The 20234-nt window shown below is 42.1% G+C and carries 23 protein-coding genes; 8 read left to right on the top strand and 15 right to left on the bottom strand.

The annotated features are described in order from the left end of the window. Positions 1–60 precede the first annotated feature (60 nt). On the top strand, positions 61–801 hold the full coding sequence (map, locus tag ABE28_RS18100; protein WP_064465708.1) for a type I methionyl aminopeptidase: 741 nt from the start codon (positions 61–63) through the stop codon (positions 799–801). Between the two features lie 229 nt (positions 802–1030). On the opposite strand, the gene ABE28_RS18105 is transcribed toward map, so the two are convergent. Beyond that, positions 1031–1723, bottom strand: a complete 693-nt coding sequence (locus ABE28_RS18105; RefSeq protein ID WP_064465707.1) for a response regulator — start codon at positions 1721–1723, stop codon at positions 1031–1033. 2 nt (positions 1724–1725) lie between these two features. Beyond that, positions 1726–3312 (bottom strand): ATP-binding protein, encoded by a 1587-nt coding sequence (locus tag ABE28_RS18110; RefSeq protein ID WP_064465706.1) that lies wholly within the window; start codon positions 3310–3312, stop codon positions 1726–1728. 153 nt (positions 3313–3465) lie between these two features. Here ABE28_RS18110 and ABE28_RS24635 point away from each other — a divergent pair, with 153 nt between their 5' ends. Then, the gene (locus ABE28_RS24635; RefSeq protein WP_373921293.1) at positions 3466–3810 is read left to right on the top strand and encodes a hypothetical protein; all 345 of its coding nucleotides are present in this window, start codon (positions 3466–3468) and stop codon (positions 3808–3810) included. A gap of 23 nt (positions 3811–3833) precedes the next feature. Here ABE28_RS24635 and ABE28_RS24640 read toward each other — a convergent pair whose 3' ends face one another. Further along, a complete protein-coding gene (locus ABE28_RS24640; RefSeq protein ID WP_083232134.1) occupies positions 3834–4217 on the bottom strand; it encodes a transporter in 384 nt (127 codons plus the stop codon). A gap of 267 nt (positions 4218–4484) precedes the next feature. After that, entirely contained in the window at positions 4485–5393 is a 909-nt protein-coding gene (locus ABE28_RS18115) for a DNA-3-methyladenine glycosylase family protein (protein ID WP_064465705.1), read from the bottom strand. Between the two features lie 350 nt (positions 5394–5743). On the opposite strand from ABE28_RS18115, the gene ABE28_RS18120 reads away from it, so the two are divergent. Further along, entirely contained in the window at positions 5744–6322 is a 579-nt protein-coding gene (locus ABE28_RS18120) for a bifunctional transcriptional activator/DNA repair enzyme AdaA (RefSeq protein WP_064465704.1), read from the top strand. 1 nt (position 6323) lies between these two features. Next, a complete protein-coding gene (locus ABE28_RS18125) occupies positions 6324–6848 on the top strand; it encodes a methylated-DNA--[protein]-cysteine S-methyltransferase (protein ID WP_064465703.1) in 525 nt (174 codons plus the stop codon). A gap of 45 nt (positions 6849–6893) precedes the next feature. Here ABE28_RS18125 and ABE28_RS18130 read toward each other — a convergent pair whose 3' ends face one another. From ABE28_RS18130 to ABE28_RS18140, 3 genes are all read right to left on the bottom strand, one after another. Further along, on the bottom strand, positions 6894–7334 hold the full coding sequence (locus tag ABE28_RS18130) for a DUF2690 domain-containing protein (RefSeq protein ID WP_257390825.1): 441 nt from the start codon (positions 7332–7334) through the stop codon (positions 6894–6896). A gap of 67 nt (positions 7335–7401) precedes the next feature. Continuing rightward, positions 7402–7863, bottom strand: a complete 462-nt coding sequence (locus ABE28_RS18135) for a YjfA family protein (protein ID WP_083232135.1) — start codon at positions 7861–7863, stop codon at positions 7402–7404. A 578-nt stretch (positions 7864–8441) separates the two neighbouring features. After that, on the bottom strand, positions 8442–8708 hold the full coding sequence (locus tag ABE28_RS18140) for a transporter suffix domain-containing protein (RefSeq protein WP_373921294.1): 267 nt from the start codon (positions 8706–8708) through the stop codon (positions 8442–8444). Positions 8709–8835: 127 nt separating this feature from the next. Here ABE28_RS18140 and ABE28_RS18145 point away from each other — a divergent pair, with 127 nt between their 5' ends. The 3 genes from ABE28_RS18145 to ABE28_RS18155 all read left to right on the top strand — a co-directional run bounded on the left by ABE28_RS18145 (position 8836) and on the right by ABE28_RS18155 (position 11552). Next, positions 8836–9609, top strand: a complete 774-nt coding sequence (locus ABE28_RS18145) for a copper homeostasis protein CutC (protein WP_257390623.1) — start codon at positions 8836–8838, stop codon at positions 9607–9609. A gap of 109 nt (positions 9610–9718) precedes the next feature. Then, positions 9719–10219, top strand: a complete 501-nt coding sequence (locus tag ABE28_RS18150; protein WP_064465700.1) for an RrF2 family transcriptional regulator — start codon at positions 9719–9721, stop codon at positions 10217–10219. 115 nt (positions 10220–10334) lie between these two features. Beyond that, positions 10335–11552 carry an NAD(P)/FAD-dependent oxidoreductase gene (locus tag ABE28_RS18155; RefSeq protein WP_064465699.1) on the top strand — a complete coding sequence of 406 codons (1218 nt, stop codon included), beginning with the start codon at positions 10335–10337 and terminating at the stop codon, positions 11550–11552. Positions 11553–11620: 68 nt separating this feature from the next. Here ABE28_RS18155 and ABE28_RS18160 read toward each other — a convergent pair whose 3' ends face one another. The 5 genes from ABE28_RS18160 to ABE28_RS18180 form a co-directional block, all read right to left on the bottom strand. Then, entirely contained in the window at positions 11621–12358 is a 738-nt protein-coding gene (locus tag ABE28_RS18160) for a MerR family transcriptional regulator (RefSeq protein ID WP_064465698.1), read from the bottom strand. A gap of 158 nt (positions 12359–12516) precedes the next feature. Continuing rightward, complete coding sequence (locus ABE28_RS18165) at positions 12517–13341, bottom strand: pentapeptide repeat-containing protein (RefSeq protein ID WP_064465697.1); 825 nt, start codon at positions 13339–13341, stop codon at positions 12517–12519. 34 nt (positions 13342–13375) lie between these two features. After that, positions 13376–13834, bottom strand: a complete 459-nt coding sequence (locus tag ABE28_RS18170; protein ID WP_064465696.1) for a VOC family protein — start codon at positions 13832–13834, stop codon at positions 13376–13378. After that, on the bottom strand, positions 13831–14664 hold the full coding sequence (locus ABE28_RS18175) for an AAC(3) family N-acetyltransferase (protein ID WP_064465695.1): 834 nt from the start codon (positions 14662–14664) through the stop codon (positions 13831–13833). The genes ABE28_RS18170 and ABE28_RS18175 overlap by 4 nt, the downstream gene beginning before the upstream one ends. Positions 14665–14709: 45 nt before the next feature. Continuing rightward, on the bottom strand, positions 14710–15222 hold the full coding sequence (locus ABE28_RS18180; RefSeq protein ID WP_257390624.1) for a GNAT family N-acetyltransferase: 513 nt from the start codon (positions 15220–15222) through the stop codon (positions 14710–14712). Between the two features lie 250 nt (positions 15223–15472). On the opposite strand from ABE28_RS18180, the gene ABE28_RS18185 reads away from it, so the two are divergent. Continuing rightward, positions 15473–16861 (top strand): L-cystine transporter, encoded by a 1389-nt coding sequence (locus ABE28_RS18185; protein WP_064465693.1) that lies wholly within the window; start codon positions 15473–15475, stop codon positions 16859–16861. Positions 16862–16909: 48 nt separating this feature from the next. On the opposite strand, the gene ABE28_RS18190 is transcribed toward ABE28_RS18185, so the two are convergent. The 3 genes from ABE28_RS18190 to ABE28_RS18200 all read right to left on the bottom strand — a co-directional run bounded on the left by ABE28_RS18190 (position 16910) and on the right by ABE28_RS18200 (position 20089). Further along, positions 16910–17662, bottom strand: a complete 753-nt coding sequence (locus ABE28_RS18190) for an HAAS domain-containing protein (RefSeq protein ID WP_373921353.1) — start codon at positions 17660–17662, stop codon at positions 16910–16912. Positions 17663–18083: 421 nt separating this feature from the next. Next, on the bottom strand, positions 18084–19286 hold the full coding sequence (locus tag ABE28_RS18195; RefSeq protein ID WP_064465691.1) for a hypothetical protein: 1203 nt from the start codon (positions 19284–19286) through the stop codon (positions 18084–18086). Between the two features lie 146 nt (positions 19287–19432). Next, on the bottom strand, positions 19433–20089 hold the full coding sequence (locus ABE28_RS18200) for a phosphatase PAP2 family protein (RefSeq protein ID WP_064465690.1): 657 nt from the start codon (positions 20087–20089) through the stop codon (positions 19433–19435). Positions 20090–20234: the final 145 nt, after the last annotated feature.

Here is a 20234-nt window from a genome sequence, read left to right on the forward strand (position 1 = left end):
ATAAAGGTACAATTAATATTCATAGCTACTAAATGTTGAAAGTTAATGAGGTGGGAAAAAATGATTGCAAAAACAGAAGCAGATTTTAATGGTTTGAAGGAAATCGGTAAAATTATTGCCACCATTAGAGATGAAATGGTACAAAGATCGATTCCTGGCATAACGACCAAAGAACTTGATGATATAGCCGGAGAACTTTTAAAAAAGGCAGGTGCAGTTTCAGCACCTAAAGGTGAATATGATTTTCCTGGCTATACTTGCATCAGTGTTAATGATGAAGTGGCACATGGTATTCCTGGTCAACGGGTTATTCAGGAAGGGGATTTAGTCAATATAGATGTATCCGCTTCAAAGAACGGTTATTTCGCAGATACCGGAATTTCATTTGTAGCAGGAGAAGGAAATGAAGTATTAACGAAATTATGTGACGTGGCGAAAAAGGCATTTGAAGCAGGTCTTAAGAAAGCGAAACCGGGTGCCAAAAAAAGCAGAATCGGAAAAGCAGTTTTCGAAACAGCGAGACAAAATGGATTCACCGTTATCAAAAACCTTACAGGACATGGTGTTGGACGTAAAATACACGAAGCACCTGCCCATATTTGCAATTACTATGATCCATGGGATAATGAAATTTTAAAGGAAGGAATGGTCATTGCATTCGAACCATTTATCTCAACCTTTGAAGAAGAGGTGTATCAAAAAGAAGACGGTTGGACCTATGCAACAGAAAAAAGCTATGTAGCTCAAATGGAACATACGATGATCCTTACTAAAAATGGCCCGATTATTGTCACGCTTTAATTCAAGCATAGTCGGAAAACAATAGCAGTACACGTAAAGAAAGTGACATAAACGATTTTTTAAAATGTTACTCTCCGCTTCGATTGGTGTATCCCACATCAACCCACTTGAATAAGGGAGTTGATGTGGCTCCATATGCCTTCATCATGCTTCTTCTTTCAACACTCATTGTTTCAGGCATACTAGCTGATTTTCCATTGTGTATAAGATCGATCATTTATCGTGAAGTTCACTCAATTTTATAATATCTTCGCTCCGGTCTGCCCACTACTCCGTAAACGACTTCGGCTTTGCATTTTTTTACCGATATCAAGTATTCCAAATACCGTCTCGCAGTTGTCCTGGAAGCGCCAATCTGACCGCTCACCTGCTCGGCCGATAAGCCGATATCGTTTGCCTTGAGGACCTCGATCACCTTCGTCAAGGTGATTTCGTCGACCCCCTTCGGCAGGGCGGCAGCTTCGTACGTTTTTTCCGGCAGCGCGTCCCCCTTTTTCAAAATGAGATCAACAAAATCCTGATCGATCTCTTGTTTGGATTTCATCAGCTGGACTTTCTTAAGATACTCACCGATGACTTGGTTAAAGCGCTTCATTTCCACTGGTTTAATTAAATAATTCTCGACACCATAGTGGAGCGCTTTTTCGAGTTGTTCCTTTTCTGTCGCCGCCGTAACCATGATGATATCGACATTCGGGAATTTTTTTCGAATATCAGGAAGGAGCTCTGTGCCGAGCTGATCCGGCATATACACATCAAGCAAAAGCAGATCCGGTTTTTTTTGCTCCAATATCCGCAATGTTTTTTTGGCATTGACGGCTTTTCCGACCACTTCTATTTCTTCAAAGGCTTTCAGGAATTTTTCATGGATATCCGCTACCCGGAAATCATCTTCGGCGATGACGGCTTTTATCTTCAGCATGTTTACCCTCCTCTCCGTTGTTTAGGCAGATACACCGTGAATATCGTGTTTCCGTCCTCGCTTTGGACTTCGATGATGCCTTCCAGCTCTTTTACGACCTGATCGGCATTCGCAAGTCCATACCCACTCGGGCTTCCATTATTTTTCGAGGTGAAGCCCCGATCGAAAATAAAGGAAATATCCTGTTCAGGTATTCCTTTTCCATTGTCACTCACTTCGAATACCAGATCATTCCCAATATCGGTCGCGAAGAATTTCACGAGCGGCTCGTCCATGCCGGAAACCGCTTCAAGCGCATTATCGATGATATTGCCTACTATTAAAGTAAGCTGAGACAATTTTATATGATCGGGCAGCTTCTCCAAGTAACTTTGCGAATCTATTTCGAAGCTGATTTTCTTCTCCGATGCTTTCCCGATCTTGCCTAGTAACAGGGCTTGTACCTTCGTATCCTTAATTTGTTCGAATACGACCCGGTTCAAGGAATGCAACTCGGATGTTTCGCTTTGAATCATATCTATCGCTTCATCATATTCCCCTAATTGTAGCAATCCTGATAGAACATATAACTTATTGGTGAATTCATGGGTTTGGGCCCGTAAATCCTCTGAATGCATCTTCACTTCCGATAAGGTATTGACCATTTCCTCAATTTCCGTTCGATCCCGAAACGAAGCGACAACACCGCTTACACCCTCACTATCGAATATCGGCGTACAATTCACGATAATCGATTTATCTTTCCAGGAAATTTCTTTATCCGCCTGTGGCTCCCCAGACCTTAGCACTTCAAATAAATACTTTGACGGAAATAGTCCATCCACATTCAAATGGCGAACGGATTCCTTAATATCAAGCAACTTTTTGGCTGGCTGATTCATCGAGGTGATCAGGCCATTTTGGTCAATGGCGAGAATTCCTTCCTTGACCGACTGAAGCACAGCATTTTTTTCTTTATATAAATTGGCGATTTCAAATGGTTCAAGACCTAACGTATCTCTACGTATGCTTCTAGCAAGCATGTAACTGCCAATGATCGAAATCATGATCGCCAATAAAGAAATAAGCATTTCTTTGGAAAGATCCTTGAAAATCTGCGCGCGAACATCTTCGACCAAAAAACCGACCGATACGATCCCAATGATTTTCCCTTCCTTATTGAAAATCGGCGATTTCCCCCGAATCGAAAGACCAAGTGAGCCCGCTGCCTCGGAAACATAATATTCACCATCGCGGATGGCCCTGCTATTATCGCCGCCCTTCATCCGCTTCCCAATTTCAGATATCAACGGATGGGAATAGCGCATTTCTTTATCATTCCCCACAACAATGAACTCCGCCCCTGTTTCCCTGCGGATCCTTTCGACAACCGGCTGGATGATACTTGCCGGTTCATCCGTCTCAAAAGCCTCCGTGACGGTAGGCATGAAGCTGATCGTTTTAGAAAGCTCCAAAGCCAATTGGCCCTTATCCTTCGCGATTTGCCTTCCTTCCATATATGAAAAAGAGATCGCCAATAAAAGTATCAAAAAAAGGCTCAACGATAAAACTAACCCGAGAATCTTGGTCTCCAGTGATACTTTCCTCATATTCAACCGCATCCCCTATTTTCACATTCTTTCATTCTATTATATTGCAGCATAATGATTTTACCATTTCTATTAAATTTTGAACATTATGATTCATAGGATGAACCCCAGTATCTCATGGTATAATTAACAAAAAAGAAGGTGATTTCTTTCTTGAATCGCATGTATTTAATCGTGATTACCTTTATGCTTGTTTACGACTTTTTCCCAAACACTCTTCCTACTATCGTTTTGCCGAAAATAATTCTTGGCCTTTTGATCGGCTTTTATCTCAGTCTTCTCTTCAAAAAAAATCGACATGCTGATGATAGAGCGAAGTTCAAAGAGCAAGTGATTTCCATCTTGTACCTCCTTTTCCTAATCGGCTTGCTCACCGCTCTAGGTGGAAAATCATCAGTAGGCATTTCCTTCAATAACGCTTTCCTATGGGTTGTCCTGCTTTTATCGGTCTTCCCGATTTATTCGAATTGGAGAAAAGCAAAAAAAGAGTTCCCATGACGGCAACCCCTTTAAGCCTTTTTTCAAAAACAGGTAAAAGATCTAATTTGTCTTGTATCGATTCCAAAAAACGTCCAAAATCTCCCATTCCACCTGAAGCCTGCCACAGATCGCGGACCGACGAATATTGGGTAATACCAAAAACTCCCCCCATTATTTAACCAAATGAACGTATTCCTGAATAAGCAAAACGAAATCGCCCCAGGATCTACAGCAAATGTTGAAGCTTGTTGCTGCTGCGGGATAAACGATGGCGGGGGGGCTGTCGGTGCTTGCGAATACGGAGACTGTCCCGGTTGACCCGGAAATTGCGGCCCGCCCGGAAAGCCTGGGAAACCAGGTAGTTCAGGAAACACTCGATCTTGATACGATTGATCTTCATAATGATACGTCGGATACACATACATGGTCATTCACCCCTATCTGATTGAATGATATAACGTATGATATATCAACCGAGATTGTATGGGCACTTAATGAAGAATCCGTAAATGGAGAGAAATCGACGTTTTGGCTGATTTATCTACGAATTTTGAGATTTATCTACGTTTTACGCTGATTTATCTGCGAATTTGGAAATATATCGACGTTTTACGCTATTTTATCTGCGAATTTGGAAATATATCGACGTTTTACGCTATTTTATCTGCGAATTTTTGTATCATTTCGATTTTTCAATAAAGCAGTCTCCATAAATAGAATGTTGCGTAGGACTCCCACTCAGACCAGGCTTGCGACCATGTTTGGATTTCCGTTTTTGTAGGTTTTACTTCCATTTGGAGGACCAGCTTGATGGAATTATGCAGGCCGACGTCATCGATAGGAAATGCAGCTGGAAACCGCAAGCATCTCATGAGTACATAATTCGCCGTCCATGGACCAATTCCGCGTATTTTCGTAAGCATTTTTTCGGCTGCCTTTACATCATTTGCTAGCAGCAGCTTTTCTTTCGTAAGTTCACCTTTCGCCATCAGTTGGGCCACATCAATTAAGTACTCACATTTCTTCACGGTCATCCTCATGACGGAAAGATCTTCTACCGTTAATCCCGCTATCGATTCAGGCGTCGGAAATAGCCAATAATCCTTCCCCTCATATTCAATCCGTTCGCCGAATGCTTCAACTAGCCTCCGCTTCAATGTATAAGCATACGTCAAGTTAATCTGCTGTCCGAGAATTCCCCAGGCAATAGCTTCAAATAAATCCGGGATGCCCATGTTCCTTAAACCGAAGAATAAATGGACTGGCTTTTGCAATAAAGGGTCGTTTTTAGCAAGCTCGTAAAATGGCAGAAGATTTGTGTCTAGATCGAACCAGGTACGAATGTATGTGGAAACAGCATCCAAAACAGGCTTGTCGATTGGTGCTGACCGGCCTGGAATTCGAACGTGCAGCTCCGTTTCATTCGTCGCACTGATTTCCACTAAAAGTTTCTCGTTTTCGAAAGCCAAGGCACGATAGATCTTTTGATCGATAATATTGAATAAGCATTCATTGGAGGATCTCGATAGGTATTTAAGATTTTCCGTAAAGCGAAATTCATTCGGTGCCTGGATGGTCCATTCATGACAGGTCTTATTCATTCATACTCCTCCTTGTTCAGAACTTAATAATAAACTTCCGAAACATAACATAACTCCCATCCCCGATCATGAAGCATATCGATCGTTGTCCATCGAAATATCGCCACCATTTCCTTACCATAAACCTTCGTTTCTTCCAGTGTATATCCGAACTCTTGAATATCAATATCTTTTGCTGAACATTTCCTTCCGCTAATTGCACAGATGCAGCAATGTCTTCATTTCCACAAATAAAATAAAAAAGCCTTTCATCATTCAAATATAACCAAATTTAATTACGTTATCTTGCTTTTATATTATCGTCTTGTTTGCACCTCTTCACTTTCTTGTATACTAAAGGAGAGGTGAGCATGGTGCATCCGAACATTCCTAAAGATTATTGGAAGGCCATCGAAGATTGTGATGAAGCGTATGATGATCATTTTTTATATGGAGTGAAGACAACAGGCATTTTTTGCAGGCCCTCCTGCAAATCCCGGGTGCCGAATAAGGAAAACGTGAAGATTTTCAAAAATGCCAGTATGGCTCTGGAGGAGGATTTCCGGCCGTGTAAACGATGTAAACCGGAAGGACTGAATCTGCCGATAGAGGAATGGATTGAACATATAGCCGAATGGCTCGACAAACATTTCTGTGAGCCTCTCACATTGAACAAAATCGCCGATATTTCCCATGGAAGTCCCTATCATTTACAACGATCCTTCAAGCGTGTGATGGGGATGACGCCCAATGAATACGTTCAGCGCCTCCGAATTGAAAAAGCATGCAGCCTTCTCGAAAGCTCCGGGCAGCCTGTGGCAGAAATAGGCTTGGCCGTAGGTTTCTCCAGCGTTCCTTATTTCATGACATTATTCAAAAAGAAGATGGGCATTACACCAATGGCCTATCGCAAAAATAACAGTAAAAAAGCAAAAAAGGAGCGTGAATAAGATGCACAACGTTGACTGGTCTGTCCTCCGGTATGAGGGTGGGTTATTATATATCGCCAAGACGGAGAACGGACTCTGCTATGTAGGTTCACCGGGCCAATCAGATCAGGACCTGTTCGCATGGATACAGAAACGCTTCCCCAAGGCCAAGCTTGCCGAAAATCCAGAAGCATTAAAACCTTATATTCAAGAATTGCAAGAATATTTCAATGGAGCACGGCAAACCTTCTCATTTCCTGCAGATGTAAGCGGAACTCCCTTTCAACAAGAAATTTGGGCGGCATTGAAGCAAATCCCTTATGGTACGACTTGTTCCTACTCCGATATTGCTGATCTCATCAAAAGACCAACAGCCGTAAGGGCGGTCGGCACGGCCATCGGCGCCAATCCTGTATTGATCACGGTGCCCTGCCATCGGGTCATCGGAAAGAATGGCGCCATTACCGGTTACCGCGGCGGTACGGAGATGAAACAATATTTACTTCAACTGGAAGCAAAAAATCGAGAAAATGATTTCCCTGACTAAAGAAAGCATCCGATCATCCGGATGCTTTCTTGCCGCTTGCTGCCCCTAAAACCAGATGGTCACCGCTTTATTATATGCATCGCTATTGGGGATCGCATGTATTCCTTGGGCCTGAGCTTTTCTTGGATCCAAGCCATAGACCATCGGTGTATAGCACGATGTCTGGCCCTTGTTGACAACGCCGTTCCCTTCGGAGCTTTCGCACGTGTAGGCCTTCCCATCCGTACTGCGGACGATTCTGGCATCCGCTTCATGATTATAGACAGCTGGACGGGTGACAGTGACCTTCGCCCAGGCGGTCTTACAAGTTGTGCTGAACTTCAATTCTACGTACGAAACGGAATCAATCCATACTTTATCCTTCGTTACCGCCGTGTTTGCGCACCCATTATAGTTAGGGCTCTTTCCATCATAATTATGCGTTTCTGCCAAAGCTTGTTCATTACCGATGACCATGAAATCGAGAAAAAACAGGGAAAATGTCATCAGGAGTGATAAACCGATCATTTTACATATACTCAATGCATTCATCCTTTCTTCGAATCAAGTATCCTTAATACCAGCCTGTTTCACCGGCTGTATATGGCCAATAACCGACCGCTTTCGCTTTTCGCGGATCTAAATCATATACCATGGGGGTATAGCATGTCGTTTGACCTTTATTGATCTCACCATTTCCTCCGGGAGAAGCACAGCTATATTGCTTATTATCGGTGCTGCGGACAACCAATGCAGTTGCTTCGCCATCCGATTTTGCAGGCCTGCTTAATGTGATTTTCGCCCATGCCGTTTTACAGGTGTTGCTGAATTTCAGCTCCAAATCGGCAGTGGCGCCATTCGCATTGATCTTCACAGACTTCTTGGTCACGGCACTATCGGCACAATCATTATAGTAAGGACTTTTTCCATCATAGTTGTGGGTTTCTGCTGACGCCCTGCCGGAAAAAGAATCCAGTGAGCCGAAAGCGACTAAGAAAGCGGCTAAAAACGAAAAACATACAACCATCTTTTTCATTGTTTCACTCATCCCCTTTACAAATTTTCTACACTGTCCATCTTACGATTTTGTCATATTTTTACAAGTGATAAATTCCCTAATTAAGGAAATTAGATTACGATGGTTAGTCCAGCCTAGTATGTACCGGGTTTTCCGCGATTTCACTCAAGAGACAACCTATATATTCCCATGAGGAATTCAGTGCAAAAAGGCGAACAAAAGGAAATGCACCAGAGAAAACAAGCCATTAGACCATCACTTCGAGGTATTACTGTCAGGCCATTGTACTCACATGCACGAATAAAAGCTCCGTCAAAGTTTTGACGGAGCTTCATTTTTGTATCTGTTGCCTTCCATGATCAGCTTAATGATGCTTTCTTAATAGGAATTGTCATGCTGCACAAATTCGAACGAGGCATTGGGTGACTATGGATTTGACTCATCAAACCCGTCGCATACTGTTTCGCGAGCGAGCAACGATGTTGAAGCTATAAGTAATCCAAGCCAGCTTCCTTACGAACGAATTAACATTGGAAAGCCTCCTGAAGGTCCAAGCCTATGTATATCTTCAACGCTCACTCACCTTTCCACAATATTCATCCTTTTTCTTTTCGCCAGTTTTTCGGGTTAAGATAACTTTTGTATTTTGCTGCGACTTCCTTGCCGACCAAAAGCGCCCCCGCCCAAAACATGACTTCAGCGAATACGATTGCCCCCGTTATGACCCCGGCCTTGCCCGCAGCCGATAATGGGGTAAAAGGCGCGATCACCGGAATGATCCAGGTGAGCAGGGATATGATCAAGAAGCCCATTCCTAATTTGTAAAACTTTGATTTCGTTACTTCCTTACCTTCTTTATCCAATTAAATAACCTCCGTTATGGTGTTGATCCGTTCATGACCTTGCCTTCCATCCAAGTTTCATTTTCATATAGTCTGTTTTTATACGTTTGAATGTTCATTTCGTTTCATAATTCATGAAGAAATTTTGATGAGATTGACTTTACGCTTTTTAATGGTTTTAATAATCATATACATACAGTTGCATGTAAAAGCAGAGCAGGAAAGGAAAATCCAATCCATGTACATTGAATTCATTGCCACGACCATTGAAGATGTTATTTTAATCGAAAAAGCAGGTGCAGATCGCATCGAGCTGGTCAGTTCTTTAACAGAAGGAGGCGTAACTCCGAGTCACGGTTTGGTTGAAGCTGCCGTCCGTGCTGTAAACATTCCAATCAACGTGATGGTAAGGCCGCATAGCCAATCATTTTCTTATTCAGAAGAGGATCTCGCTATCATGAAAAACGATATCCGGACCATACGTTCACTGGGCGCGAACGGTGTCGTGTTAGGTGCATTAAATGAAAGAAATGAAATCCACCGAGGATACCTCGAGGAGCTGATAGCGGAATGTGCCGGCTTGGAGATCACGTTTCACCGAGCTATCGATGATACGCCTGACCCCGTGCGATCAGCGGAAATATTAGCTCATTATCCTGAAATCACGACGATTTTGACCTCTGGAGGACACGGAGATCTACCAAGCCGCATACAGACGATCCAGCGAATGAAAGACGTCTGCGGCAATATGGTGATATTGGTAGGAAGCGGGCTGAATAAGGATAACATTCTTTCTATATCTTCGGAACTGAATACGGGCTACTATCATTTCGGTACGGCCGTGCGGAAAAATAACGGTCTCATCGAGGGTGTAGCGTTAGAAAAAGCGCAGGAAATCGTCAACATGCTAAAAAAAGGCTGACATAGTGGAAAAGGGGTCATTTCTTTGATCCCTTTTTCATTTGACAGTAATCACAAAATCAGGTACATTAAATTATAGATAAACTGTATCTGTAATAGGAGGTTTTTTTTTGCAATTCAGTATAGGAGTGGAATATGCTCTTCATTGCCTGACTTACTTTGTTGATACTCCTTCGGGGACAACAATTGGAGTCAAGGAATTAGCAACATTTCAAGGCGTTTCCGAAACGTACCTTTCCAAGATATTCACAAAATTAAAAAAAGCAGGCATTGTGCGATCCATGCCGGGGGTTAAAGGCGGCTATGAATTGGCGAAACAACCGAGCAAGATTACTTTTTGGGATGTTATCGCAGCGATTGAAGGAACTCAGCCCTTTTTCCAATGTGCAGAAATCAGGCAAAAATGCATCTTGCTTGAAGGAAAGGAAAACGACCCCAAGAGCTGTGCACCTTGTACAATCAATGTAGTCATGCTCGAAGCTGAAGAATTGATGCGCGAACATCTCAAGAGTAAAACCATTGCTTGGTTGAATGAAACGATACTATCCAAACAGAAGGACCAACACGAAGAAGGAGTCAACTGGTTTCGTGAAGCATTGAACCGTCGATAATCGTAGCAACGGAACCTTCGTTCCAATGCTACGCTCCTAACATTTCTAAATTTTTTACCTTCAATTGCAGATAACAATTATCTATTATATATATAATTAAAAGGAGGAATTTATCATGAAACGAATCGTCATTATTGGTGGAGGCTTTGCAGGTGTGTGGAGTGCAATAAGTGCTGCAAGGCAATTGCATAAACTACAAATGGAAAATAACGAAGTGGAAGTTGTTTTAGTGAACCGGGATCCTTATTTCGGCATCCGTCCACGCTTTTACGAACAAAATCCACAAAATTTAAGAATCCCATTAAGCCAGGTGCTGGATCCGGTTGGAGTTCGCTTCATCGAAGGAGAAGTCGGAAAAATCGATACCAACGGACAAAAAGTGTTGGTCCAACAAAAAGACGGCCAAATGGATCTTGCCTATGATCGCTTGGTCTTTGCTGCCGGCAGCCAATTGGTGCTTCCTAATCTCGCTGGATTACATGAATATGCTTTTTCCACGGATACCTATCAGCAGGCGATCAAACTTGATAATCACATAAATGGGCTGGTTGACTCGGATAAGGTTGAAGGTAAATATACCGCGGTAGTTGTAGGTGCTGGTTTTACTGGAATCGAGATAGCCTCGGAATTGACTGCCCGCCTGAGAAAAGTGGCAAAGCAGGAAAATAAAGAAGCGGAAGTAAGGGTCATACTTGTACAAAGAACATCTACCGTAGCTCCTGACATGGGAGAACAGTCACTCCCGATCGTCGAAAAGGCTTTACGTGATATGAATATTGAAACCTATGCAAATGAGACAGTGAGTTCGATAGATTCAGAAGGAGTGACTTTACAATCGGGAGGACGGATTCCTGCATTGACGACCATTTGGTCAGCTGGTGTCAAGGCAAGCCCATTGGCGGCGGATTTCCCTGTAGAGAAAGATGGATTGGGACGCATGCCAGTCGATGCAAATTTGAAAGTGAAAGGATTATCTTCCGTCTTCTCTGCTGGAGATACCGCTCTAGCCATGACGGATGAAAATCATGTAGCCTTGATGACCTGTCAGCATGCCATGCCTCAAGGAAAAGTCGCTGGCCACAACGTTGTGTGCGACTTACTTGGAATCGAGGGAATCCCCTACAAGCAGGAACAATACGTCACTTGCCTTGATTTAGGTCCATGGGGTGCTCTATTTACGAATGGCTGGGATCGCATTCCGCAATATCAAGGTGAAGATGCGAAAAAAATTAAAATGAATATCAACCAAGCAGTCATTTATCCACCTTTAACAGGAAATAGGGAAGACTTATTCGAAGCATCTACACAAATCATTCCAGATACAAGAATATGATGGACTAATCCATAAAATAAAACGGCGGAAGTTTGTACTCTTCCGCCTATTTTCCGATCAAGGAACCCTTACTTTCCTTTCATTTCAGCAAAGTGTCCCATCGCTTCACACATGAAGCGGGCTAAACCATCGCCATATTGGTCGATATTTTTCGTAAAGCGCTGGTCATCGACGTACATTTGCCCTAATCCTTTGAAGGCGTCAAGCGAATATGTGCCAAAGTTATGGTTCAAACAGTCATACCATTCTTTAATGGCTGTCTGCGCCTCCCCCGACTGAGGAGAGACCGAACGGATCGACGCAAGTTTTGTATAAATTTCCGAAACGGCTTGTTGGGCGTCTTTGGACAAGCCCGCCACTTTCGCATTCGAAGCATCGACAGCTTCATTGCCCCATCGCCTGCGTGCCTCCTCTTCATATGGATTATGACTGAAGTCGAACCCTTCAAATTTTTCTTTATCCGTCATTTGGATTTCCCCTTTCATATGCTTAATCGTCTTATCCACCGTATTGATCAATTTATCCAGTTGACTGCGCTTCCCGATGAGCATTTTTTGATGCTGCCTCAACGCTGCCTGCTTATCAAACGAGGAGCTGCTGGTCATTTGTTTGATTTCCTTTAAAGGCATGCCAAGTTCCCTGAAAAACAGGATTTGCTGCAGCATCTCCAGATTTTCATCCGAATAGAGCCGATAACCGGATTCGGTTGTTTCCTCTGGCGATAATAACCCGATTTCATCATAATAATGCAGGGTACGCACACTGATGCCGACTAGATCAGCCAGTTCTTTCACCTTCATTGCCACTGTGTGTTACCTCCTTTCGTGTCTTTTACTTTAAGGTATTACGCAACGTGAGGGTCAAATGGGAAAACGAAAATTCTCCGCCCAATTTGAAAAGACGATCCTTCCTAATGAAGAATCGCACGTTTACTCGTGAGTTACATTATATGGTTCAAGTTTTATTATTTCCTCCAATGATCGGGTCTACTTAGTGAGAGCGGTAATTTGGTCTTCATATCTCCTTTGGCCGAGTTAACCTGTGCTTGTGTGGTAAAGAAACTTCCCGTGAGATCGGCACCGCTTAAATCAGCGTCCCTGAAATCTGCTCCGATAAGATCCGTTATTCTCATGTCCGCTTCCCTGAGGTCAGATGCGATCAACAAAGCTCCTCTAAGGTTAGCTCCCCTAAGGTCAGCCCCTCGCAATTTTGCACCAATAAGGTCACTACCCCTACCTATTTTGTTTTGTTTTTTTTGATTTTTCTTGAATGAAAACTTTGCACGTACCAGTTCACTTGTGCTCAGAAGTAAATCGTTAACGATCGCTCTATGAACTGGTACATTAAGGTCCATGATAGACTTTGGGTTTTGCTTGGTGAGATTTTCCGTATCTTCAAAAGCAATCTGCAGGTCTTGATGAAGAGGTCTCGCATCAGCTAGATTCAGGGCTTCATGTAAGTAGCAAAGCATTTCATGCAGTTGTTGCATAATAGGAAATACATCGAACATTTCCTTTGCTGAAGCTGGGTTGTTCCTCCAATCGTTTCCACCATAAGTGAGTTGAGATACCTTTTGACCGGCACCAAAGCATTCATAGACCGTGCAGCCTCGAAATCCTTTTTCCCTGAGATTTTTATGGATACCGCAACGATAATCTGATCGCAGGTTTGAACATGGAGTACCTCCGTCTTTATTAAATGCAAAATCAGCAGACGTTGCATAAGGCAAAGCTACACAGCACAAACCGAAACAATTCTCACAGTCTGCGCGTAAATGTTGATTAATCACTACTTACACTTCCTTTTATGTAAAAAACTTCAATTCACCTAGTCAATAGCTTCTCCCACTCTTCCAATGAAAGCTTGTCCGTCCTCTGCTTATACGCGTCAGGGACTTCAACATAACACATCAATTCCAAGCTATTGCCATCCGGATCTTGAAAGTAGACAGAGGCATTCCCTTGTTGAGGGCGAACAAAAGGTTCGATAGTCTTCCTTCCTCCAAAAGGTACCACTTCTATTTGCAGGGATTGGAGCCAAGCCATTGCATGCTTCATATTTTCATAAGTGACCCGAAAGGCGATATGCCTTAATGAGGGGTGATAAGGGGTTTTGTATTCTTTTCCCTCCCAAAGACCGACCCAGCTTTTGTTTTCCTCGATCCAAAAGAAGGCCGTTTCTTCATCCCTCCAAGCAAGCTTCAAGCCTATTTTCTTATAAAAATTAATGGAAACGTCCAAATCTTTGACTGGTAAGTGAGCTTCGTATAAACCTTCTATCATCGTGTACGATCCTTTCTCGTTTGGATTTTGGAATCAAACTGATTTAACCATTTTTCAGCATAATCCACAGCCTCTTTAATGGAAAAAAGACGGCAACAAGCTGAACCCACTTTCCCTTCTTTCAATACATACTCTCTTTTGTAAGATTCGCCGACCTCCGCAAAAAGCTCTTCCCTGAATTCAAGCTCTTGATATTCCTGCCAAACCCGATTCCCTTCCACTAATACGGGAGCGCCCAAGCTAATCACTTGTTTATGATCTATCCTATATTCAGCAAGGTGGAAACACGTCGCACTGTCGACTTGGGCCCCTAATTGCAAAACATAGGAATCACGATCATACAGTTTTCCTAGAGGAGATTGTTCACCTAGCCCAAATTCCATGGCATGCGGGTGAAGGATTTCCTCCTTATCCTTTCCCCAGGCTGTAAATGAATAGTTTGGGTGATCACTTCTTTCAACTCCTGGGAAAGATCTGAACAATTCCGCTATTTGCCCCAATGCTTTTGTAACAGGGGTATATTGAGGGTCATAGGCAGGCATGCTTTCTCTTATGACCTTCCACCACGCTTCTGGAACAGGTGGATTCCCCCATCTTGCAGGATCGGATAGTTCGACGGATTGAGAAGGCATGACGATGGTCCCTTCTTCGGTGACCACTTCCATTAAAGCCTGAATCACCGCAGTCGCTCCCCCATTCACCCATCCTATAGAGGATAAAGAGGAATGGACGAGTATTGTCATTCCTCGCTCGACTCCCATATTTCGTAAATCCGCTGCAATCGACTGCTTCGTTCTCGGGTATTTAGTATGTTCTATCACCATTTCCATCATTTCGTCTCCTAAACTTTTTGTCCGTGTCGGGTGTGCTGTCCACTATAGGTTCTTTCTATAATGGTAGAGTGTTATCTTTTGACTGGTATCTTCACTCATTTCCTCACTAACCGATATTCGTTCAAAGCCATTCTTCGCCAATACCTTTTGGGAGGCAATATTGACGTTTGTCGTTTTGGCATGAAGTTGATTCACCTTCATTTCCGGTGCCAGTTTAATCAAAAGCTGTAGAGCCTCGTTTGCTATCCCCTTTTTCGTAAACGCTTCACCAATTCGGTACCCGACATGAGCCGTACCAAGAATGGGGTTGATATCCACAAGATTAATCCTGCCGACGATTGTTCCTGCGTCTTCCTTGATTAAATAACAAGAACAGGCAGCATCCTCTTGTTCTTTCAATAAGTCCCTATGCCTGATTTCAAACGTATCAACGTTATAATAATCATCCCCCCGACCCGCGATCGTTTGCTCGAAAAACGCTCGATTCTTGCACTCAAAAATATATAATTCTTTTGCATCCTCTTCATTTAGCTTGTCAATGTATACATTCATCATCCCTTCATCCTTTCATAAAAGCACTACACAGCATATGTGCCTAATATATTATTCAAGAAAATCAATAACTTATCCTTCCTGAGAAATATATAATGGAAGATTTGTAAGTAGTTTAATGATGCAAACATGAATTACTTGAAAAGTCAAAAATAAATTATTTTCTTCTGGTAAAAAATCAATGGTTGATGTATCATTGTCTTCAAGTATTTATTATTCATATTAGATTAATCGGAATTAGGAGGAATATAGGATGATAGGTTACGTGTTTTTAAATCTTGCCATAATGCTCATTCTTTTAGGCGTTTTGTTCTACATGAATAAGAAACACATCTCTTTTACAAAAAGGGTCTTTACCGGGCTTGGATTAGGGATTGTGTTCGGACTTCTCTTACAGTATTTCTATGAACCGCAGTCAGACGCAATCGTTAAATCGGTCGATTGGTTTAACATTGTCGGCTCAGGCTATGTGAAATTCCTGCAAATGATCGTCATGCCGCTTGTATTCATCTCGATCTTGTCTGCATTTACAAGATTGAAGCTAACGAGCAACATCGGTAAAATCAGTGTTCTGATCATCGGAATCCTGCTCGGCACCACTGCGATTGCTGCAGCGATCGGGATCACTTCGGCAACCGTTTTCAACTTGGAGGCAGTGCAGATCGAGCAAGGCGAAGCGGAATTAAGCCGCGGAGATCAAATATCGGAGACATACGGAACCATTCAGGACAAAACGATGCCACAGCAAATCCTTGAATTGATTCCGGCAAATCCGTTCCTTGATCTAACGGGGGCACGTCCGACATCAACGATTTCCGTCGTGATTTTTGCTGCATTTCTTGGTATGGCCTATTTAGGGGTCAAAAGAAAGCAGCCGGAACATGCTGAATTCTTCGCAAAAATAGTGGATACATTGCATAGCATCACCATGCGCGTCGTAACGCTGATCCTGCGTTTAACACCATACGGCATCTTGGCGATCATGACGAAGACTGTAGCGACAAGTGATTTGGACGCGATCTTGAAATTAGGGAAATTCGTCGGTGCCTCCTATGTGGCCCTGATTGTCATGTTCCTCATCCATTTGTTATTGCTGACGCTTGCCGGCTTGAACCCAATGGTATATTTGAGGAAAGCCTTCCCTGTTTTGTCCTTTGCCTTCACGTCAAGAACGAGTGCAGGTGCTCTGCCATTGAACATCCAAACACAGAAACAGCTAGGTGTATCCGAAGGTATTGCCAACTTTGCCGGATCGTTCGGCTTGTCAATCGGCCAAAACGGCTGTGCCGGCATCTACCCGGCCATGTTAGCGGTCATGATCGCCCCGACAGTGGGCATCAACCCGCTTACCCCATCCTTCATTGCCATGTTGATCGCGGTTGTAGCGATTAGCTCGTTCGGAGTTGCCGGAGTAGGCGGAGGAGCAACATTCGCTGCCATTCTAGTTTTATCCGCAATGAACTTACCAATCGCCTTGGCGGGTCTATTGATTTCCGTCGAACCACTGATCGATATGGGAAGAACGGCCGTGAATGTCAGCGGCAGCATGACTTCAGGTATCCTGACAAGTAAAATCACGGGAGACCTTGATAAACAGCAATTCAGCCAAGAATCTTCCTTGGAAGTGGAAGCTGAAATGTAAGTGTAAAGGCACCAAACCTCCCCTTGAGGAAGTTTGGTGCCTTTACACTTACACTCTTTTCAATTTTTTCAGCGTAATTCCACAATAAAGCAGGATGCCGAGCATCGTTATCAGGCTGCTCAAAACCAGCTTTAAACTTTCCTGATAATCGGTATTGTCCATCATAAGACCGGGTCCAAAAAGAAGGATGGGGATGATGATAGAAATCCACGTTTTACTCCATAGGGATAAAATGATGAATATCGAAATGGCTGCTATCAAAGCCACAACGTTACCTGTATTTTCAAGTTTTACAAAAGGGGTGCCATATATTCCACTGAGAATGACGACACTTGCAAACAATGCGATCGAAATGATGCCTAGGGAGAATAGGAGGACACTTTGCCTTACCATGGATAATGTGTGACTTGCCAAATACCTGAAAGAGATCAGATAAACCACGATTGAAAGAAGTCCGGCCAAAGGATAGCCAATGAGCTCCAAAAATGAAAATTCGATGCCGCCATTCAGAGCTCTATCCATTACCAAATAGGAAGCTGCACCGAATAAAATCATTACGATATATTTTAGATAGCCCTTGAAATCAACCGGCATTTCAGCAGAAATTTGCTCCATATATTCTTTTGGGCTGCTGCCTACAATATGTTCGACACTCTTATCTTTTCCCTCAGCCTCTAAAAGGTGAACCCCCAGTTCCTCCACGATTTCCTCGATTTCATCCGTATTCTTTCCATTTGCAATAAGGTATAACCTGAGATTTTCCAAGAAATGCCGACTATCCTTGGACAATGGTGTATTCACATCAAGCAACGCTACATTCCTCCCTTGTTCTTAACTATTTGGTTTACATTGACACTCAGCCGATTTCACCATATTCTGAGATTTAACCGCCAAACTTTTTGATTCATCTGCAAATTTTGAGATTTATCTATCAAACTCACTCTTTTATCTTCGAATTTTGAGATTTATCCACCAAACTCACTCTTTTATCTACGAATTTTGAGATTTATCCACCAAACTCACTCTTTTATCTACGAATTTTGAGATTTATCCACCAAACTCACTCTTTTATCTACGAATTTTGAAACTTATACGCCAAACTTTTTGATTTATCTACGAAATGCGTAAGATTCCCAATCTGACCAAGCTCCGACCACTTTTATCTTTCGTTAACTAAGCTTCACTTGTGCATTTCCAGCTAATCGCCTAAATAAGATTCCATTTAAATAAGTACATGCAACATATTTTCTTGTTTCTTATATCTTCCCTTTATTACTCCAACACCATCAATGATTAGCGAATCAATGTTTTCAATCGGTTTATTTTCTACTATTAGATGTAATTTATTTATGTTATGAATGCCATCATTGATATGAGCAATAACCGGTTGTTGAATAAGAAAATCTTCATTGTTCATTCTTACTTTTATAAAGCTCTTATGTAAAAGCCTATCTTCTAGAGGAATGATATTCATGGGGTCAAAGGATACAGCAGTTATTTCCCCTTCAATGTATAGATGAATTCCTGCTTGTTGATTAAACTTTTCAAAATATCCCCATCTCTTTTTTATAGCAAAATCAAGAACCTCCACTGTTTCAGAACTTATTTTCACATCAGCTATTGAATTTCCCATATAGTCACCGGTCTGCTGTACTAATAACTCATATAATGTTTCATCACTATCAAAGAAACTTTCCATCCATCCTGGTGATAGCTCGTTCAGTAACAAACATATAAACAAACCGGAACTATAACAACTCCTTCTAATACTAGATGTAGATTCATATTTGTTTATTAGTTGTTGTCCATACTTTGTTAAAACAGAATCACAATCTTTCGAAGTTTTTTCCGAATACGCTCTAAATTCAACATACCAGGCGGGTCCCTCAATTGTTTCAATCAATTTCTCATAGGTTATGTACTTTTCAAACTTGGCTGTTCTTTTTTCCCTTAAGGCAATAAAAGTATGAAGATAGTGTTTCTTCTTTATTATGTTATGTTCCAACAACGCAAGATAAAGATTTGTTCGTTCTTGATTTCGTAATTCCACATTTTGTTGTGACAGCGGATATGTGATACCCATCATTTCATCTGGAAACCGTTTTTCATCTTTTATATACTGATAGCCGTGAAATAATTCGTGAATTAATACTGAATAGATATCCTCATAATCTTTATAAGAATCCAAATTAACAATTGCAGTGGGATATTCTTCATACAAAATCATTGTGTCTCCAGTAAACTGAATATCCCAGCTTAAAATATGATAGGTACATTGTGGGTTGTTACTAAACTTAGGATGATTGAAAAGATAAACATTTCTCTTATCATATAAGGCATATGCAACAAGTTCAAAGCCCCACCAATAATTCTCCAGCTTAGCCTGAACCAAGTCTTCAGCTATTCGATTAAGATATTGAGGCATTCTCTTCCTCCTCCACTGTTTCCATTCTTTCAAAATAATAGCATCGTATTCATATTAACACAATTTCCCAAGTGAATTTCACAAAAAAAACACTGTAAAACATCAGCTCACGGGAGCGAATATCTTACAGTGGCTTTTTTTCTCCATCACTTCTTAATTTGCCTTGCTGGAAAATGGCTGGCCTGATAAGCCGATATCGCTTGGAACATATACTGTATGACAGCGTACATTCCGCATGCAAGGAGTATTCCCGACAGGACATCCAATACGGCATGCTGTTTCGTAAATAGGGTGGATAAGATGATCAAGGTTCCGAATGCCGTAACACCAGCATACTCCCACTTATGCTGTTCCCTCCGTTTATGGACGACGATCATCATGATGAATGTTGTCAGTACATGGATGCTGGGCAGGCAGTTGACGGGTTGATCGTGGCTATATACGAAACGCATCAAGTGGGCAAAGATATCATTTCCGACCACATCGGGACGCGGGACTGTCGACTGCCAAAGGCTATATATCACAAAACAGACCAGCTTCCCCGAAACTAAGCTGCCTAATGCAACAAAATAGTGTTTTCGGTCAACAAAACAATAGTAAATCAGCAATCCATAAATATACGGATACCACAGTAAATACGGAACGACAAATTCTTTAATGAAGGGAATCTCTCCATCTATTAAAGTCGTAACATCGACAGCGTGACCTGACGATTGATTGATGATTGAATATATGGAACTAGTAAGCACCAGCAGCAATGAATACCATAGCGGGTGCAGGGGTAAAATAGATTTGTTTTTCATAGTTTGCTCCGACTTTCAATATTATGGTTATTTTCCAAGGATTATTATACTACATTTCACGCTGAATGGTCGCTTTATGTGCTAATGTTAATGATTCCCTTGAACTATTAAACTGGTTATCTCTTACTATGGCCTGCCCCCTTCA

The organism is Peribacillus muralis (assembly GCF_001645685.2).
Lineage (GTDB): Bacteria > Bacillota > Bacilli > Bacillales > DSM-1321 > Peribacillus > Peribacillus muralis_A.

What these genes read in the sequence shown, in the direction of transcription:
- ABE28_RS18170 (WP_064465696.1), bottom strand. Translation starts at nt 13,834, where the DNA reads ATGATAGAAGGTTTATACGAAGCTCACTTACCAGTCAAAGATTTGGAC.
- ABE28_RS18185 (WP_064465693.1), top strand. Translation starts at nt 15,473, where the DNA reads ATGATAGGTTACGTGTTTTTAAATCTTGCCATAATGCTCATTCTTTTA.
- ABE28_RS18145 (WP_257390623.1), top strand. Translation starts at nt 8,836, where the DNA reads ATGAGATTGACTTTACGCTTTTTAATGGTTTTAATAATCATATACATA.
- ABE28_RS18180 (WP_257390624.1), bottom strand. Translation starts at nt 15,222, where the DNA reads ATGATGAATGTATACATTGACAAGCTAAATGAAGAGGATGCAAAAGAA.
- ABE28_RS18155 (WP_064465699.1), top strand. Translation starts at nt 10,335, where the DNA reads ATGAAACGAATCGTCATTATTGGTGGAGGCTTTGCAGGTGTGTGGAGT.
- ABE28_RS18105 (WP_064465707.1), bottom strand. Translation starts at nt 1,723, where the DNA reads ATGCTGAAGATAAAAGCCGTCATCGCCGAAGATGATTTCCGGGTAGCG.
- ABE28_RS24640 (WP_083232134.1), bottom strand. Translation starts at nt 4,217, where the DNA reads ATGTATGTGTATCCGACGTATCATTATGAAGATCAATCGTATCAAGAT.
- ABE28_RS18125 (WP_064465703.1), top strand. Translation starts at nt 6,324, where the DNA reads ATGCACAACGTTGACTGGTCTGTCCTCCGGTATGAGGGTGGGTTATTA.
- ABE28_RS18130 (WP_257390825.1), bottom strand. Translation starts at nt 7,334, where the DNA reads ATGACATTTTCCCTGTTTTTTCTCGATTTCATGGTCATCGGTAATGAA.
- map (WP_064465708.1), top strand. Translation starts at nt 61, where the DNA reads ATGATTGCAAAAACAGAAGCAGATTTTAATGGTTTGAAGGAAATCGGT.
- ABE28_RS18195 (WP_064465691.1), bottom strand. Translation starts at nt 19,286, where the DNA reads ATGCCTCAATATCTTAATCGAATAGCTGAAGACTTGGTTCAGGCTAAG.
- ABE28_RS18120 (WP_064465704.1), top strand. Translation starts at nt 5,744, where the DNA reads ATGGTGCATCCGAACATTCCTAAAGATTATTGGAAGGCCATCGAAGAT.
- ABE28_RS18175 (WP_064465695.1), bottom strand. Translation starts at nt 14,664, where the DNA reads ATGGAAATGGTGATAGAACATACTAAATACCCGAGAACGAAGCAGTCG.
- ABE28_RS18115 (WP_064465705.1), bottom strand. Translation starts at nt 5,393, where the DNA reads ATGAATAAGACCTGTCATGAATGGACCATCCAGGCACCGAATGAATTT.
- ABE28_RS18200 (WP_064465690.1), bottom strand. Translation starts at nt 20,089, where the DNA reads ATGAAAAACAAATCTATTTTACCCCTGCACCCGCTATGGTATTCATTG.
- ABE28_RS18110 (WP_064465706.1), bottom strand. Translation starts at nt 3,312, where the DNA reads ATGAGGAAAGTATCACTGGAGACCAAGATTCTCGGGTTAGTTTTATCG.
- ABE28_RS18135 (WP_083232135.1), bottom strand. Translation starts at nt 7,863, where the DNA reads ATGAAAAAGATGGTTGTATGTTTTTCGTTTTTAGCCGCTTTCTTAGTC.